Consider the following 16,371-nt stretch of genomic DNA (forward strand, 5'->3'; position numbering starts at 1 on the left):
CCGACAATAACTTCATGACGCATATCTCGCTCCGCATTAAACAACGTCCATAACGACGACAATAACGACAGAACTTAACATCCTATCTGATCACCAAGAAGGCGGTACCAATGAGGCGGTTACGAACTATGTGGTGACGCCGACACGCCTGTCCGAAGATGCAGAGTTTTCGGTGCCTGTGATGATCACCGGCCCTTGGCAGAACCTGAAATTCCGCCCCGATCTGGACAAGCTTCTGAACCTGTTGCTGGACGGCAAGCTGAAGGACAATGCCGATGTGCAGCGGGCGCAGGAAAAGCTGAAAGAGGTCAAGGAAAAGCTGAAAGATCCCGAAGAAGCGTTGAAGGCAAAGCTGCGCAAAGAGTTGGAACAGCGCAACGCTGAGGAAGACGAAGCGGCGAAGTCACTGGAAGAACAGGCGCGGGACAAGCTGGAAGACGAGGTGGGCAGAGCCCTGCGCAAATTGTTTGACTAAGCCGGGGGCGTGGTGCGCAAGTCTTTGTGCCTGCCGATGACCCTGCAATTATGAAGCGTCATATATGAAGCTTCATATATGACGCGTGATATATGACGCGTCTTGTAAGACGCTTCATATATGCAGGGTGATCAAAGCTGTGCATCATCGCCTGATCCGCGTTGCCGGTCTTACTTATAGACCGGCGCACGCTTTTGCATTTGCGCCATCACGGTTTCCATCTGGTTTGGAAAGCCGATGATTTTCGACTGCAACTCGCCCTCCAGCGCCAGACCCTCGCGCCCTGCGGACCAGACCTGATCCACCAGCGCCTTGCTGCCCTGTACCGCCTCGGGGGAGCGCGCCGCCAGTTCTGCCGCCAAGGTCCGCGCACTCTTCACTGGGTCATCTGCCAGCCAAGTGGCCAGCCCCAGCGACAGTGCCTCCTCTGCCCCGAGCACACGGCCCGTCATGATCAGTTCTTTCGCCTGATCCGCCCGCATCAACTGGGGCAGGGATTGGGTGATCCCCATATCCGGAACAAGGCCCCATTTCGCTTCCATGATCGACATCTTTGCATCTGGCGCCATGAACCGGAAATCCGCTGCCAGTGCCAGTTGGATGCCGCCACCGAATGCGACCCCTTCTACGGCTGCGATTACCGGCACTTTCAGTTCCTGCCAGACCACGGTCGGGCGCTGGAACCGGTTGCCGCGCCCGTGTTCCGGCGGGGTGGCCAGCATCTTGCGGATTTCGTCGATATTGGCGGAAAACTCCATTAGGGCGCTGGTGTCGATACCGGCGCAAAAACAGCCACCCGCCCCATAAAGCACCACCGCCCGCACATCCGCGTTGCCTTGTAATTCTTCCCCCGCAGCGGCGAGTTCGTCGAAAAACTGTGTGTCCAATGCGTTTTTCTTTTCGGGGCGGTTCAGCATGACCTCGGCCACGTGATCCTTGATGGTGATGTCCAGACGCTCGTACATGGTGGGTCTCCTGTGGGATTTTGCACAGTTTGCGCCAAATCCGTCGCCCAGAGAAGCCCTGCCGACCGTGACGTGGCGTAGGGCGTGACCCGGTGCCGCAAACCTGCAAGCTGCGTCGCTTTTTGCCCTGACGCGGCGGTAGCTTCGGGCTAGAACCGGGGGCAGAATAGCAGGAGCGGACAGGATGGCACTTCTTCTCGGGGTTGATACAGGTGGAACCTATACAGACGCGGTTCTGATCCGGGGCGAGGACGAGGTGATCGCCACTGCCAAATCCCTGACCACCCGCCACGACCTTTCCGAAGGGGTGGGCAAGGCGGTGCAGGCGGTTCTTGATGCGGCCGCTGTGGCACCGGACCAGATTGCGCTGTCGTCCCTGTCCACCACGCTGGCCACCAACGCACTGGTCGAAGGACAGGGCGCACGGGTCGCGCTGGTGTTTATCGGATTTGACGAAAAGGACATCGCCCGTCAGGGGCTGGAGGACGCGCTGCGCGGTGATCCGGTCATCCGCATCAACGGCGGGCACAGTCATTCTGGCAGCGAAGCCGCACCGTTTGACCAAACCACATTGGAACAGGTGCTGGACGGGTTGGACGGGGCTGTCACCGGATTTGCCATTGCCAGCCAGTTTGCCACCCGAAACCCCGCCCATGAGATCGCTGCGCGGGACCTGATCCGCGCCCGCACCGGATTGCCTGTGACCTGTTCTCACGAACTTTCGGCCAAGCTCGGCGGGCCGAAGCGGGCAATGACGGCTGTGCTGAATGCACGATTGATCGGGATGATCGACCACCTGATTGGCGCAACGCAGGACTATCTGCACCGGATCGGGGTGACGGCTCCGATGATGGTGGTGCGCGGCGACGGGGCGCTGATCTCGGCGGATATGGCGCGGGAGCGGCCGATTGAAACCATCTTGTCCGGTCCGGCAGCCAGCATCGTCGGGGCCCGCTGGCTGACTGGGGAATCCGATGCGTTGGTCAGTGATATTGGCGGCACCACCACGGATGTCGCAGTTCTGCGGGACCGGCAGCCGATGATCGATCCTCACGGCGCACGGGTGGGCGGATTGCGCACGATGGTCGAAGCCGTGGCCATGCGCACCACAGGGCTTGGCGGGGACAGCGAGGTGCATTTGCAGCGGGACGGGCTGGCGGGTGGCTTGCGGCTTGGCCCGCGCCGCGTTTTGCCTTTGTCGCTGGCGGCGATGCAATATCCCGATGTGGTGCCCGCCGCGCTGGAGCGTCAGTGCACCAAGGATCGTGTTGGCGAATATGACGGGCGCTTCGTCGTGCCGGTGCGCCTGTCGGGGCAGGTGCCTGCGGGGTTGGACGCGCGGGAAACCCGCCTGTTGGAACGGATCGCCGCACAGGCGTGGGAGATGGGCAGTCTTCTGTCAAACCGGCTGGACGGATCGGCGCTGGACCGGCTGGTGGCGCGGGGGCTGGTGATGATCGCCGCGATTACCCCTTCGGATGCGGCCCATGTGACCGGCGTTCTGGACAGTTGGAACAAAGAGGCCGCCGCTCTCGGGCTGGAGCTGTTTTCCCGCCAGCGCAACGGGGCCGGGCAGCGGATCGCACCGGAGGGGGCAATGCTCGCCCCGCGGATCATAGACCAATTGACCCAACAGACCTGCGATGTCTTGCTGGAAACCGCCTTTGCCGAAGAAGACACGGATTTCGGACTGCCAGAGGACCAGTTGGCCCGCCATGTGCTGACACGGCTTGGCACGCAGCAGCACCGCGGTTTGGTGTCGTTGAATGTGGGTCTGAACCTGCCGGTGATCGGGCTTGGCGCCTCGGCGCACAGCTATTATGGCGCTGTTGGAGAACGGCTTTCGACACCTGTGATCCTGCCCGAACACGCCGGAGTTGCCAATGCAATTGGCGCAGTGGTGGGGCAGGTTTCCATGCGCAAATCCGGCCTGATCACCAGTATCGGAGAACGCCGCTACCGCGTGCATTTCATTGAAGGCCCGCAGGATTTCAACGATCTCGACCGTGCCCTGAAAGCGCTGGAAACCCGACTTGGCGAAGACGCAATGGCGGCGGCGCGAGAGTCCGGTGCGCAAGGAATCCGCCTGCATCTGCAAAGAGACCTGCGCAACGCCGAGGTCGAGGGGCGGGATGTGTTTGTGGAGGCAGAACTTACCGCCACCGCATCAGGCCGCCCCCGTATCGCCCGCTAGGGATCGGGCTTTTCTGTACGGACGATTAGATCCGCAGACTCATTGGTGGGCGGAAAGTCGATTTCTTCGTCGTTTTCCACGATCTTGGTCAGATTGGACAGAAAACTGGTGTAGAGATCGGAGTTCACCTCCCGCGCGCGGGCAACGTATTTGTCGTTCTTTTCATTTGGAAGATTCGGATCCCAAAGCCCGGCCAGTTCAGCCAGCGCGTGGCGGTCTGCTTCAAAGAACTGGTCGTGGGCGCGCTCGGCCTCATACTCCGGCCAGCCCATGCCTTGCAGCATCTTCTTGCCCGCCCGCATCGCGCTGTCAAAGGTTTCGCGGATGATTTCGTCCGCTCCGGCGCGGTACAGGTGATAGACGTGATCCCGATCATAGGCGCGGGCGATTATGTAGAGATCCGGCCGCTCCTTGCGGGCGTGATCCACCAGCTTCACCGCAGCGTCCTTGTCATCCACTGCAACCACCAGAATTTTCGCGGTCATCAATCCGGCCGCATGCATCATGTCGGGGCGGGTCGGATCACCGAAATACCCTTTCACCCCAAAGCGCCGCATGGCGTCGATCTGGTCGATCTGATGGTCGATCACAACCGTCTTGATCCCTGTTGCCAGCGCAAGCCGGTTTACAATCTGCCCGAAACGACCGATGCCAGCGATGATGACAGTGCCTTCTTCGTCGATGGTGTCTTCTTCGCGGGTGTTCGGTGTTTCAACCAGTTTGCGCGAAACACGGTCGTAAAGGATGAACAACAAAGGTGTCAGCAGCATGGAAAGGGCGATGATCAGAAGCAACTGTTGGGACAGTGCAAAGGGGATCACGCTGGTTTGCACGGTGGTCGAGAGCATGACAAAGCCGAACTCCCCCGCTTGGGCCAGTGACAGGATGAACAGCCACTGGTCCCGCCCCTTCAGTTTGAACAGCACGCTTAAGCCCGCAAGCACCAGCCCCTTGATCAGCATCACGCTAAGCGTCATGCCAAGTATCCATGCCAGATGCTCCCACAGCACGGCAAAGTTGATCCCTGCACCTACGGTAATAAAGAACAGTCCCAGCAAAAGCCCCTTGAACGGCTGGATGTCGGTTTCCAGCTCGTGCCGGTATTCAGAGTTCGCCAGAACCACCCCGGCCAGAAAAGTTCCAAGCGCCGGAGACAGGCCAACCAGCGTCATCAACAGGGCAATCCCCACCACCAGCAACAACGCCACGGCGGTGAAAATCTCTGGCAGGCGGGCCTTGGCGATGAAGTGAAAAATCGGGCGGGTGCAATAAATCCCGAACAGGATCACCGCGCCAACCGCCCCGAGCGTGACCAGCGTCACCCCCCAACCCGGAAGTCCCGCGATCAGGGACATATCGGAATGATCATCCCCGCCGTGGTTAAAGTTGCTGAAATCGCCCACAGCCAGCAGCGGAATCAGCGCCAGCATCGGGATCACGGCAATATCCTGTGTCAGCAGCACCGAAAACGCCGAACGCCCGCCGTGAGTTTGCATAAGACGCTTTTCGTTAAGCGTCTGCACCACGATCGCGGTCGAGGACAGGGCGAAAATCAGGCCGATTGCAACAGAGATATTCCACGGCTGGCCAAAGGTGATAAACGCGGCACTGACCGCAAGTGTGGTTAACACCACCTGCAAGCCGCCCAGCCCGATCAGCCGGTGGCGCATCTCCCAGAGCGCCTTTGGCTCCAGTTCCAGCCCGACGATGAACAGCATCATCACCACGCCGAATTCGGCAAAATGTTGCAGGTCTTTGGTTTCGTTTCCCACCAGTCCGAAAACCGGCCCGATCAATACACCGGCCACCAGATAGCCGAGAATAGAGCCGAGACCGGCCCGTTTTGCCACCGGCACAGCGATGACAGCAGCGGCCAGATAGATCGAGGCCTGAAGGAGAAAACTTTCCATAAAATTCCTGTGGTTTAGAGCAACTTGTCTAGGGTATGCGGATTGCCCCGCCTGACAAGTAGTAATACCGGAGTTTCTTTGCGATCCGCCGTTATTTATCAAAAATACCTGCCATTCACCGGCAGATGTCAGCCGGTTGTCGAACAAACGTCTTGGGTTTGTGACAAAGTTTCTTTATCAAACCTGAAAGTTACTTTCAGGAAATCGGAACCTATGACCCTTCCCAATATGCATGACGCCGAACCCATTCCCGCTTCTGCCAAAGCCGAGATCGAACGGATTTTGCAAACCGGCGACCTGTTCCGCTATACCGCTGCGCAGGACGCGCCGGTGACGCTGCTGGAGCAGGAGTTTGCGGCCGAGATGGGGGTGAAATATGCTCTGGCGGTGTCAAGCTGTTCGGCTGCCTTGTTTCTCAGCCTCAAGGCGCTGGGCCTGCCACGGGATGCGCGGGTTCTCATTCCGGGATTTACCTTTGCTGCGGTGCCTTCTGCCGTGATCCACGCGGATTGTGTGCCGGTTCTGTGCGAGGTCGCTCAGAACTACCGTATTGATCTGGCGGATTTCGAGGCGCGTCTCGACGAAAATATCGCGGCGGTCATTGTCAGCCATATGCGGGGTCACACATCGGATATGGATGCGATCATGTCCCTGTGTGAGGCACGGGATATTCCGGTGGTCGAGGATGCCGCCCATTCTCTAGGAACCACGTGGAAGGGACGCAAGATCGGCACGATCGGGCGCGTGGGCTGTTTTTCTTTCCAAAGCTACAAGCTGATCAACGCAGGAGAGGGCGGCATTCTTGTCACCGATGACGCAGAACTGGTGGCCCGTGCGGTGATCATGTCCGGTGCGTATGAACACAACTGGAAGAAGCACGGCCATCTGACCAACCAATTCGCCCGCTGGCAGAACAAACTACCACTGTATAATCTGCGGCTGTCAAATCTGTCCGCCGCGATTATCCGGCCCCAGATTGGCGAAATCCCGCGCCGTGTGGCAGACGGGCGGCGCAATTATGACCGGCTGGCCGCGGCACTGAACCAGACCCTCTGGTTAAAGGTGCCAGACGCGCTGGACGGAGAGGAACGCGCCCCTGACAGCATCCAGTTCAACCTGTGCGGTGTGAGCGATGCGCAGGCGCAGGCCTTTGTGACAGACGCCGCGCAGCTTGGCGTAACTGTGCAATTGTTCGGCATGTCAAAAGACAACGCGCGGGCCTTTTGGAACTGGGAATTTCTGCCAGAACAGCGCGAACTGCCTGCGACCCGCGCCATGTTGATGCGGGCCTGTGATGTGCGTCTGCCCGCCCGCCTGAGCGAGACAGAAGTGGACGCCGTTGCACAAGCGTTGATGCAGGCGGCTGAAAACAGCTTTGCCGAGGTCCGTGCTTTTGGCACCTGACACCCCGTAACAGGGGCGCAGGCGGGTCGGTTTCCCGCTTGCGCTTATGCACGCGCGGAGTCAGAAACGCGCCTATGACCGGCGCACAAAAAACCGTAATGACAGTTATCCTCTTGTGGTTCGCAGGATTGGGTGCCGCCGCGCAATTCGCCAAGTTCTCGCTGATTTTTGCTGATCTTTCAGCACATTACGCCGATAGCGGCGCAGGGCCGTTGCTGGGGTTTCTGGTGTCCGGCATCAGCTTGCTCGGGATTGTCTTTGGCCTGACAGCGGGCGTGGTTGTGGCCCGTTTCGGGGTGCGGCGCCTGTTGATTGCGGGGATGCTGCTCGGGGCGGTGGCCTCTTTGGTACAGGCCGCTCTGCCGCCTTTGGGGTGGATGCTGGCGGTTCGGATGATAGAGGGTCTGTCCCATCTGGTTGTGGTGGTGGCCGCGCCAACCCTGATTTCCCAGATCACCCTGCCGCGCTTTCAACCGCTCGCCATGAGCCTCTGGAGCACGTTTTTCGGTGTGGCCTATGCGCTGACAGCGTGGCTGGGAACGCCGCTGGTGGCGGCCTTTGGTCTGCCGAGCCTGTTTTACGTTCACGCCCTGTGGATGTTCGCAATGGCCGCAGCCCTGTGGGCGGTGCTGCCACAGGATCAAGCCGGGGCGCCGGTAACATCCCTTGGACTGCTCCGCCAGCATATCGAAATTTACACCGATCCGGCCCGCGCTGCACCCGGCCTTGCGTGGCTTTGTTATACGCTGACCTTTGTGGCGATCCTGACGGTGATCCCGCCCTTCCTGCCGGATGACAGCCGTGCAGCCGTGCTTGGGATCATGCCGCTGGCGGGGATCCTTGTGTCGATGACCTTGGGTGTGATCCTGCAACGCTGGTTCTCGCCGGTCTCTGTTGTGGTGCTGGGCTTTGCTTGTGCGGGTCTGGCAACGCTCGGCTTTGCGCTCTCGGCGGGGGCGCCGCTGTTTGCCGTGTTGATCTTTGCTGCGCTCGGTTTTGTGCAGGGGGCCAATTTCTCGGCCATCCCCGATTTGAACCCCACCGCTGAGGCCCGCGCCCATGCGCAGGGGGCGGTGGCGCAGATGGGCAATCTGGGCAATACACTTGGAACACCGGTGGTGCTGGTTATGATCGGGCTGTTAGGCTTTTCCGGTCTGATCCTGTTCGCGCTGCTGGCCTATGGGGCGGGGATTGCCGTGCATTTGGGGCTGGCGCGCAAACGGGCGGCCCGTCCGGTTTGAACCGGCGCAGGATCAGCGGGTCTTTCGCACCGCTGCCGCAGTGACCGGCAGACCGGCATCCTGTTTAAGCTGTTCCATCACGATCTTGGTCTGCACACGGGCGACGGCCTCGTGGGGGAGGAACACATCACGGACCAGCGCATTTAACGCCGCCAGCGAGGGGCAATAGACCCGCAGCATGTAATCCGCCTCACCAGTAAGGGTCCAGAGGCTGACAACCTCGGGGCGGTCTTGCGCTAGTTTCTGAAACATCTGTGCGTTTGCAGGGGTGTGGCCGGACATAGAGACCTGCACGAACGCCTGCACCGACAACCCCAGCGCCGCTGCATCAAGCCGTGCGTGATAGCCGGTGATATACCCCTCCGACTCCAGCCGCTGACGCCGCCGGCCGATCTGGCTGGCGGACATATTCAGCCGTTCAGAGAGTTCCTGCGCGGTGGCAGTGGCATTGTCCTGCAATGCACGCAGCAGGCGTTCATCGACGGAATCGAGCATGATGTTATTTCCATGTGCAGAAATCGTGCATCAAGGTTACCATATACGCGGTTTATTGTCAATTATCGCGCCCGATGGGGGGTGTTTTGCGCACCAATTGCATTCCCTATGACGTAACATGCTGGAAACACGTAACACCAACCGGAGGTTTCCAATGGGCCCGTTTCCACATGATGCACCAAAATCTACAATTTCCGAGATAAACCCCGCAGGCACCGACGGCTTTGAGTTTGTCGAGTTCGCCCACAGTGACCCGGAAGAGCTGCGCAAGCTGTTCACGAAAATGGGCTACGAACACACTGCGACCCACAAGACCAAAGTGATTGAACTGTGGCAGCAGGGCGATATTACCTATGTTTTGAACGCCGAACCCGGCTCTTTCGGGATGCGGTTTGTGGATGATCACGGTCCTTGCGCCCCGTCTATGGCGTGGCGCGTTGTTGATGCGCAGCATGCCCATGACCATGCAGTGAAGCTGGGTGCGGAATCCTATACCGGCGATGACAAATGTCTCGACGTGCCTGCTGTGATCGGCATTGGCGGTTCGCTGCTGTATTTCGTGGACACCTACGGCGAGGGCGAAAATGCCTATGCCGAAGAATATGACTTCCACATTACCGACAAGCCCGAAGGCGTCGGGTTCTATTACCTTGACCACCTGACCCACAACGTGATCCGCGGCAACATGGACACATGGTATAAATTCTACCGCGACACGTTCAACTTCCGCGAAATCCGCTTCTTTGATATTGCCGGCAAGGTGACGGGGCTGACGTCCCGTGCGCTGACCTCGCCCTGTGGCCGTATCCGTATTCCGATCAACGAAAGTGCGGATGATAAATCCCAGATCGAAGAATACCTGCGCGAATACAAGGGCGAAGGCATCCAGCACATCGCGGTTGCCGCCAAGGATATTTACAGCGCAACGGATGAGATCAGCGAACGCGGACTGGAGTTCATGCCACCGCCACCGCCGATGTATTACAAGATGTCCCACAAGCGCGTGCAAGGCCATGAAGAGCCGATCGAGCGGATGGAAAAGCACGGTATCCTGATTGACGGCGAAGGTGTTGTAGACGGCGGCGAGACCCGCATCCTGCTGCAAATCTTCTCCAAGACGGTGATCGGGCCGATCTTCTTTGAATTTATCCAGCGCAAGGGCGACGACGGCTTTGGCGAAGGCAACTTCAAGGCGCTGTTTGAAAGCATCGAGGCCGACCAGATCGAGCGTGGCGTGATCGAGGCCGCCGAGTAAGCGTTTCATGACACTGGACTGGACAGATTTTCCGGACGCGCCCGAACGCGGCACCATCCTCTGCGACGACACCGCGCTGGGGCAGGGGGTGACGGCGCTCGCGCTTGGGGAGTTTCCGGTCCTTGTCGTGAAGGACGGCGGGGGCACGCGGGCATTTGTGAACGCCTGCCCCCACCAGTTCCTGCCGCTTGACAGTCGCGGCGATGTGCTGGGCGCGGATGGAACGCGGTTGATTTGTACCAATCACGATGCGGTGTTTGATGCGCAGACAGGGCAGGGCGTGGCCGGCTTCGGCCTGAATTGTGCCCTGTCGCCAGTGCCGATTGCGCTGTCAAACGGTCAATGGGTCATTGCAGGCTAGGGTTCGCACCGCGACCGGTTCTGCTGGGGAACCCGCGATTTTTGCACCTTATCAATAGATTGCGGGGGGGGGGCCACGACCCCGAATTTCATAAAATCGTTATCAAATTCCGGAGAAATCCTGCTGGCCTTTTTGTCCTGAACGCCTATCATTGCAAAAAACACGCAGAAGGCGGGAAATATGGACGGGACAGGCACACTGGCGCAGAAATTTTCTCAGCAAACCACATCGCCGTTGGTGGGGATGCAGATCATCACCGCAACGGGTGAGATTTTCAATCATGTGGACGAAAACGAACCGATGTGGGCCGGAGAGGGCGACCGCTCCGTCAGGCTTCAGGTGGCGTTTGCCGCGCCGTTCCAGCGCCCGCCCCATGTGACAATCGGAATTTCGGGCATTGATGCGTCACGGGCGCAGAACCTGCGGTTCAACATCACCGCCGAGGATGTCACCCGTGAGGGTTTCGTGCTGAGCTTTGTGACATGGGACGACACAAAAATCGCCCGCGCCTCTGCCAGTTGGTCTGCAATCGGGGCGGCTGTTCCGGTCAGCGCCCTGCGCCGCAGCGCAGGGGTATAATGCAGGCAGGCCCGCCGGACCGCGCCTGAATACAGATATCAGCCACAGGTTTTATGGGCCAGTGCGCCAAAGGCTTTGTACCGTTTCCAGAAACGTTCCTTGCGCTTGTCGTCGGACTGGCGGGTTTCCTGTGCGAGATCAGGGTCTTTGAAGAACTTCGCAGCAAGCCGCTGATCAGAGCTGGTCAGTTGCACATTGGCGACTTTCTGGATGCAGGCGCACAGGCTGGCCGAGGCGCGTCGCTCGGATGATTTACAGGCCCGCTCGATCTTGTTGAACGCTCGGGCAGGCGCGGCTGCGGTCAGCAGGGAAACGGCCAGTGTTGCTGCGATTGTCTTTTTCATAACGTCCTCATATGTTGCCTCGGTCCGGCGTCTTGACGCGCCAATTTTGCCAAGCTTTCTGCCACAAAACGGGCGAAGACGCAATCAACACGCAAGGCGGATCGGGGTAGGGGCACCAAAGCCGCGCCACTGGGCCGCAATTGTTGCGAAAACCCCCTGCGCAGGCTCAATCCCCATTGACCAAATGCTGCTTTCCATCCATATCCAGAGCCATGACAGACCTATCCAAAATCCGCAATTTTTCCATTGTAGCCCACATCGACCACGGCAAATCAACGCTGGCGGACCGGCTGATCCAATCCACCGGCACAGTGGCCGATCGGGACATGAAAGAGCAAATGCTCGACGCGATGGATATCGAGCGGGAACGGGGTATCACCATCAAGGCGAACTCTGTGCGGATCGAATATCGCGCCAAGGATGGGGAAGATTACGTCCTCAACCTGATCGACACCCCCGGTCACGTGGATTTTGCCTATGAAGTCTCCCGCTCCATGCGTGCGGTTGAAGGCTCTTTGCTGGTGGTGGACAGCACCCAAGGCGTTGAGGCACAGACACTGGCCAACGTCTATCAGGCGATTGATGCGGATCATGACATTGTGCCGGTTCTCAACAAGATCGACCTGCCCGCGTCAGAGCCGGAGCGGGTGTGCGAACAGATCGAAGATGTGATCGGCATTGACGCAACGGATGCGATTATGGTTTCGGCCAAAACCGGTATCGGCATCCCCGATGTGCTGGAAGCCATCGTCACCCGTTTGCCCGCCCCGACAGGCAATGCAGATGCGCCGCTGAAGGCGATGCTGGTGGACAGCTGGTATGATGCCTATCTCGGCGTTGTGGTTCTGGTGCGGGTGATCGACGGTTATCTGCGCAAGGGCGACCGCATCCGCATGATGGCAACCAATGCCGTTTATCCGGTGGACCGTGTCGGCGTGTTCCGCCCGCAGATGGACAATATTGACGTGCTCGGCCCCGGTGAAATGGGCTTTATGACCGCATCCATCAAACAGGTGCGCGATACCAAAGTGGGCGACACGATCACCACCGAGAAGAAAGGCTGTGACACGCCGCTGCCCGGTTTTGCGCCCAGCCAGCCTGTGGTGTTCTGTGGCCTGTTCCCCGTGGATAACGCCCAATTTGAAGACCTGCGCGAAGCGATTTCCAAACTTTCGCTGAACGATGCGTCCTTCAGCACGGAAATGGAAACTTCTGCCGCGCTTGGTTTCGGGTTCCGCTGCGGCTTCCTTGGCCTGTTGCACCTAGAGGTGATCCGCGACCGACTGGAGCGGGAATACGATATTGAACTGATCACCACAGCACCAAGCGTGATCTACCATATCCACATGCGCGACGGCACCATGCAGGAGCTGCACAACCCCGCCGATATGCCCGATCTGACCCATGTGGACCACATTGAGGAACCACGCATCAAGGCGACGATCCTTGTGCCGGATGAATACCTCGGGGATGTGCTGAAGCTGTGTCAGGACCGCCGCGGTATCCAGCTGGATCTGACCTATGCGGGCACCCGCGCGATGGTTGTTTACGATTTGCCGCTGAACGAGGTGGTGTTTGACTTTTACGACCGTCTGAAATCCGTCACCAAAGGCTACGCCAGCTTTGACTACCAGATGGAAGACTACCGCGAAGACAAGCTGGTCAAGATGCAGATCCTTGTCAACGAAGAGCCGGTTGATGCGCTGTCTACCATGGTACATGCCGACCGCGCCGAAGCCCGTGGCCGCGCGATGGTTGAAAAGCTGAAGGATCTGATCCCCCAGCACATGTTCAAAATTCCGATTCAGGCGGCGATCGGCGGGCGGATCATTGCCCGCGAAACCCTGTCGGCCCTGCGCAAGGACGTGACCGCGAAATGTTACGGCGGCGACGTCAGCCGGAAACGCAAGCTGCTGGACAAGCAGAAAGCGGGCAAAAAGAAGATGCGCCAGTTCGGAAAGGTGGACATCCCGCAGGAAGCCTTCATCAGCGCGTTGAAGATGGACAGCTAGGGGCCGTTTCCCCCTGATATGATACAATCACACGCCGGTTGCGATATTTCGGAACCGGCGTTTTTCGTTATCGCCCCTTAAAACCCGATTTGCCAAATGGCGATGGGGACGATCAGCAGGGCGACAAGCGACACGATAAGCAGGGCGCCATCGCGGGTTAGCAAACCTGCGGCGAACAGGGCGATCACGATCGAAGCGATAGAGCCGGAGCCGGGAATGAACTCCAGAAACGGCATGCAAAGTGTTAACGCCAGTATTAACAGCAGCGGCAGGCTTAGCCATGCGCGATTGAACAGAAAGGTCAGGCGGGCTTTGAGAAAACGCTCCACAAACCGGACCGGCTTGCGCAACCATCTGATCGCCTTACGCAGCTTTTCGGTCGAGATGGTTCGCCGTGTAATGAATTTTGGCAGCCAGACGGCTTTGCGTCCTGCCAGCATTTGAACCACAATAAAGAAAATCACCGTTCCGACAAACGCAGTCATGCCGGGAATGGCGCTGACCGGCGAAGAGGACACCAGCGAAAAGATCAGCATAAGGGACGCGAAGGAGCGTCGCCCCAGACTGTCAATCACTTCGGAGACAGCAGTGGTTTCGCCCGTGGCCGAGTTTTCAAGTTCGTCCAGGACTTCGCTGAGCGCGTGGGTTCTGACCTGTGTCATTTTATCCGTAATTCAATTATTTCTGCCGCCCCCCGCACGGCTAACCAGCCAGCGGGCGTTTGGTTCCCGTTTATTATGTCAGCAGTACGGAAAAGGTAAGGGGGCACCGGATACCGGCGCCCCCTGATTGTCCGTTTACAAGCAACTTCCTTGCGTCAGTTCAGCAAGTGTCAGCCTAAGGAAAATCAGATAAAGTTGTCGTCATCCATCATTTCAGCGCGGGTCACGTTTTCGACCAGCACTTTGATGTCATCATAGCGCAGCAGAACATCCTCGCCCTTTTTGATGAAGGTGATGTCATCTACATCCGCACCGGCGAGGTTAATTTCGTCCTGACCGACTTTGAAATCCTTGATGGTGTCCTTGCCATCACCAGATTTGAAGATGAAGTCATCTGCGCCGCGGTTGCCCCAAAGTTTGTCATTGCCCGGACCGCCGATGATCTTATCCTTGCCGCCGCCACCTTTGAGAACATCCGCGCCGCCGCCGCCTTTGAGCGTGTCATTGCCCGAACCGCCCTCCAGCTTGTCCCGCCCTTTGCCACCGTCGAGTTTGTCTTTGCCTGCCCCGCCGCGCAATTTGTCGTTGCCGCCACCGCCAAGCAGATAATCCTTGCCGCCAAGTCCGACCAATTTGTCATTGCCACCTGCACCGGAGAGGAAATCGTCAAAGGCCGTGCCGGTGAAATCATCCGCGCCGCCATCCCCGTCCAGACGTATGCCGCTGTCCACGGGTCCACCGGAGAGGGCCGTTATCAGATCGGTCTCGTCAGCGTAACCGGCAAGCGCTTCGCGCACGAAATCAAAGCCTTCAGAGATTAGCGAGGTGTCGCCGCTGATGAAATCCTCTAACACGCCCAATGCGGCGTCGATCTCTGCACCGCTGAGTCCGGCCGTTGCCAGATTGGTGCGGATCGTGGGAAGCAGGCTGTTCAGGAAAGACCAGTCAAATGCTGCCAGCGCGGTTTCCACGGTGTCCAGCAGGTCAAGATAGGCGCCCACAGTCATCTTGCTGATCGCGGTCCAGTCAAACCCGCCTGTCAGGTCAGGCCTGCCGGTAAAAGCAACAAGACTGCTGATGTAGTTGGCCCAGCTTTCAAGGTCTTTCGTGTCAGTGAGAAACATTCCAATTCGTCCCTTTTAAATGTGGTGTTCAATGGGCGGTATCATTGGCAGTGCCAGATGAATTCGCAAGATATTTTTATCTATTATTTGCAGTTTCAGCCTGATCTGATGCGGATCAGGGGCCGGCGTGGTGTGATTGTCCTGTCCCTCTTGCGCGGGCTTTGATATGGCGGCGCTATCCTTGTCAGAAAGTACCCGTCGATGTCTTGTGCCTTATGTCAATCCGCAGATGCTGTCGCGCCTTTTGAGGTGCCCCGTGATGGCATAGCCCATAGCGTTGATCTCTGCGAAATCTGCACTGCGCAACAAAGCGGTACGCCGGTTGCAACCCACTGGCGCTGTCTGTCGTCTGCCATGTGGTCCGAAGATCCCGCGACACAGGTTCTTGCCTATCGGATGCTCTGTCGTCTGGAGGGGGAGGGCTGGGCGCGTGACCTGAAAGACATGCTCTACCTTGATGAAGATACATTGGCCTGGGCCGAAGCCGGAATCGCGCGGGAAACCGGCCACCGTGACAGCAACGGCGTTCCGCTTGCTACGGGGGATAATGTGGTGCTGATCAAGGATCTGCCGGTCAAAGGTGCAGGGTTCACGGCAAAACGGGGCACGGCGGTGCGGGGGATTTCAATCGTGCCCGACAACCCTGCCCATATTGAGGGCCGCGTGGAAGGCCAGCGGATCGTGATCCTGACCGAGTTTGTGAAGAAGAAGTAACGTTGCTGCTACCGGCGCAATGGTAAGGCGTGCGCGCCCGTGGGTGATGCGCGTACCGCCTGCGGCCATGCAATTTTCATCACAATGTGCGGAACAATTTCCCCAGTCGCACGTTAACCACGTGAGAATTTCGTGAAACGGCGGTTTTGACCGGATCGCCATTAGCGACTCATTGATCGGCGCAAAAGCCGACTGTACTGTGAACCTATCCTTTGGGGGGATATTTTAATGAGTGTAAATGTAATTGAAACGGCGGAAGCCGAAATTGAATCTCTGGTCACTGATACCTATCGCATTCACCGAGGGACGCTACGGGACAAACTGCGCCGCGTCGGGCGCCGGTTGCCCCGTAGTGTGGTCGAGGATGTTGCCTATCTGGAAGATGCCCGCCGCCGCACCGCGCATCCGCGCCGTCGTGGTCTGGTTGACGCCAAACGGGTTGATACAATTGTAAGCAACCAGCGCCGGACCTTGGGACGGGTTGATGTGGCACGGGACAAATCCCGTGAACGGATCAACTGGCTGGGTATGCTTGTGTTGAACCTGATGCTGTTCGGCGTGGTCTATTATGCCCTGCTGAAATGGCTGGGTGCGATCTAAACCGTAGTTCAGGTGCGTATCCAAACAGACAGCCCC

General features: G+C 58.5%; 16 protein-coding genes. 10 read left to right on the forward strand and 6 right to left on the reverse strand.

The genetic code is table 11. The features are described from left to right. The first annotated feature begins 133 nt into the window (after positions 1–133). Positions 134–475: a hypothetical protein gene (locus BFV97_RS12485; protein WP_157888321.1), complete on the forward strand. Its 342-nt coding sequence runs from the start codon at positions 134–136 to the stop codon at positions 473–475. Positions 476–645: 170 nt separating this feature from the next. Here the strand turns inward: BFV97_RS12485 and BFV97_RS12490 are convergent, their stop codons facing one another. Continuing rightward, on the reverse strand, positions 646–1,440 hold the full coding sequence (locus BFV97_RS12490) for a crotonase/enoyl-CoA hydratase family protein (protein WP_069300723.1): 795 nt from the start codon (positions 1,438–1,440) through the stop codon (positions 646–648). A 184-nt stretch (positions 1,441–1,624) separates the two neighbouring features. Between BFV97_RS12490 and BFV97_RS12495 the strand changes: the two genes are divergently transcribed. Continuing rightward, complete coding sequence (locus tag BFV97_RS12495) at positions 1,625–3,634, forward strand: hydantoinase/oxoprolinase N-terminal domain-containing protein (protein ID WP_069300724.1); 2,010 nt, start codon at positions 1,625–1,627, stop codon at positions 3,632–3,634. On the opposite strand, the gene BFV97_RS12500 is transcribed toward BFV97_RS12495, so the two are convergent. After that, entirely contained in the window at positions 3,631–5,544 is a 1,914-nt protein-coding gene (locus BFV97_RS12500) for a monovalent cation:proton antiporter-2 (CPA2) family protein (protein WP_069300725.1), read from the reverse strand. The two genes, BFV97_RS12495 and BFV97_RS12500, sit on opposite strands and share 4 nt — an antisense overlap. Before the next feature lie 213 nt (positions 5,545–5,757). Between BFV97_RS12500 and BFV97_RS12505 the strand changes: the two genes are divergently transcribed. Continuing rightward, on the forward strand, positions 5,758–6,948 hold the full coding sequence (locus BFV97_RS12505) for a DegT/DnrJ/EryC1/StrS family aminotransferase (protein ID WP_069300726.1): 1,191 nt from the start codon (positions 5,758–5,760) through the stop codon (positions 6,946–6,948). A gap of 74 nt (positions 6,949–7,022) precedes the next feature. After that, positions 7,023–8,189 carry an MFS transporter gene (locus BFV97_RS12510; protein ID WP_069300727.1) on the forward strand — a complete coding sequence of 389 codons (1,167 nt, stop codon included), beginning with the start codon at positions 7,023–7,025 and terminating at the stop codon, positions 8,187–8,189. Between the two features lie 12 nt (positions 8,190–8,201). Here the strand turns inward: BFV97_RS12510 and BFV97_RS12515 are convergent, their stop codons facing one another. Continuing rightward, positions 8,202–8,684 carry an Lrp/AsnC family transcriptional regulator gene (locus tag BFV97_RS12515; protein WP_069300728.1) on the reverse strand — a complete coding sequence of 161 codons (483 nt, stop codon included), beginning with the start codon at positions 8,682–8,684 and terminating at the stop codon, positions 8,202–8,204. A 154-nt stretch (positions 8,685–8,838) separates the two neighbouring features. Between BFV97_RS12515 and hppD the strand changes: the two genes are divergently transcribed. From hppD to BFV97_RS12530, 3 genes are all read left to right on the forward strand, one after another. Continuing rightward, positions 8,839–9,939 carry a 4-hydroxyphenylpyruvate dioxygenase gene (gene hppD, locus BFV97_RS12520; RefSeq protein ID WP_069300729.1) on the forward strand — a complete coding sequence of 367 codons (1,101 nt, stop codon included), beginning with the start codon at positions 8,839–8,841 and terminating at the stop codon, positions 9,937–9,939. 7 nt (positions 9,940–9,946) lie between these two features. Beyond that, positions 9,947–10,300 (forward strand): Rieske (2Fe-2S) protein, encoded by a 354-nt coding sequence (locus tag BFV97_RS12525; RefSeq protein WP_069300730.1) that lies wholly within the window; start codon positions 9,947–9,949, stop codon positions 10,298–10,300. 180 nt (positions 10,301–10,480) lie between these two features. After that, on the forward strand, positions 10,481–10,879 hold the full coding sequence (locus BFV97_RS12530; RefSeq protein WP_245667742.1) for an H-type lectin domain-containing protein: 399 nt from the start codon (positions 10,481–10,483) through the stop codon (positions 10,877–10,879). Positions 10,880–10,917: 38 nt separating this feature from the next. Here the strand turns inward: BFV97_RS12530 and BFV97_RS12535 are convergent, their stop codons facing one another. Next, a complete protein-coding gene (locus BFV97_RS12535; protein WP_069300731.1) occupies positions 10,918–11,223 on the reverse strand; it encodes a hypothetical protein in 306 nt (101 codons plus the stop codon). Between the two features lie 212 nt (positions 11,224–11,435). Here BFV97_RS12535 and lepA point away from each other — a divergent pair, with 212 nt between their 5' ends. After that, entirely contained in the window at positions 11,436–13,235 is a 1,800-nt protein-coding gene (gene lepA, locus BFV97_RS12540) for a translation elongation factor 4 (protein WP_069300732.1), read from the forward strand. Between the two features lie 77 nt (positions 13,236–13,312). On the opposite strand, the gene BFV97_RS12545 is transcribed toward lepA, so the two are convergent. Continuing rightward, the gene (locus BFV97_RS12545; RefSeq protein ID WP_069300733.1) at positions 13,313–13,897 is read right to left on the reverse strand and encodes an exopolysaccharide biosynthesis protein; all 585 of its coding nucleotides are present in this window, start codon (positions 13,895–13,897) and stop codon (positions 13,313–13,315) included. Between the two features lie 185 nt (positions 13,898–14,082). Beyond that, positions 14,083–15,021: a calcium-binding protein gene (locus BFV97_RS12550; RefSeq protein WP_069300734.1), complete on the reverse strand. Its 939-nt coding sequence runs from the start codon at positions 15,019–15,021 to the stop codon at positions 14,083–14,085. Positions 15,022–15,222: 201 nt separating this feature from the next. Here BFV97_RS12550 and BFV97_RS12555 point away from each other — a divergent pair, with 201 nt between their 5' ends. Beyond that, positions 15,223–15,735 (forward strand): PhnA domain-containing protein, encoded by a 513-nt coding sequence (locus tag BFV97_RS12555; RefSeq protein WP_069300735.1) that lies wholly within the window; start codon positions 15,223–15,225, stop codon positions 15,733–15,735. A 228-nt stretch (positions 15,736–15,963) separates the two neighbouring features. Beyond that, complete coding sequence (locus tag BFV97_RS12560) at positions 15,964–16,335, forward strand: hypothetical protein (RefSeq protein ID WP_069300736.1); 372 nt, start codon at positions 15,964–15,966, stop codon at positions 16,333–16,335. Positions 16,336–16,371: the final 36 nt, after the last annotated feature.

It is taken from the genome of Neptunicoccus sediminis (assembly GCF_001719615.1).
Taxonomy (GTDB): domain Bacteria; phylum Pseudomonadota; class Alphaproteobacteria; order Rhodobacterales; family Rhodobacteraceae; genus Amylibacter; species Amylibacter sediminis.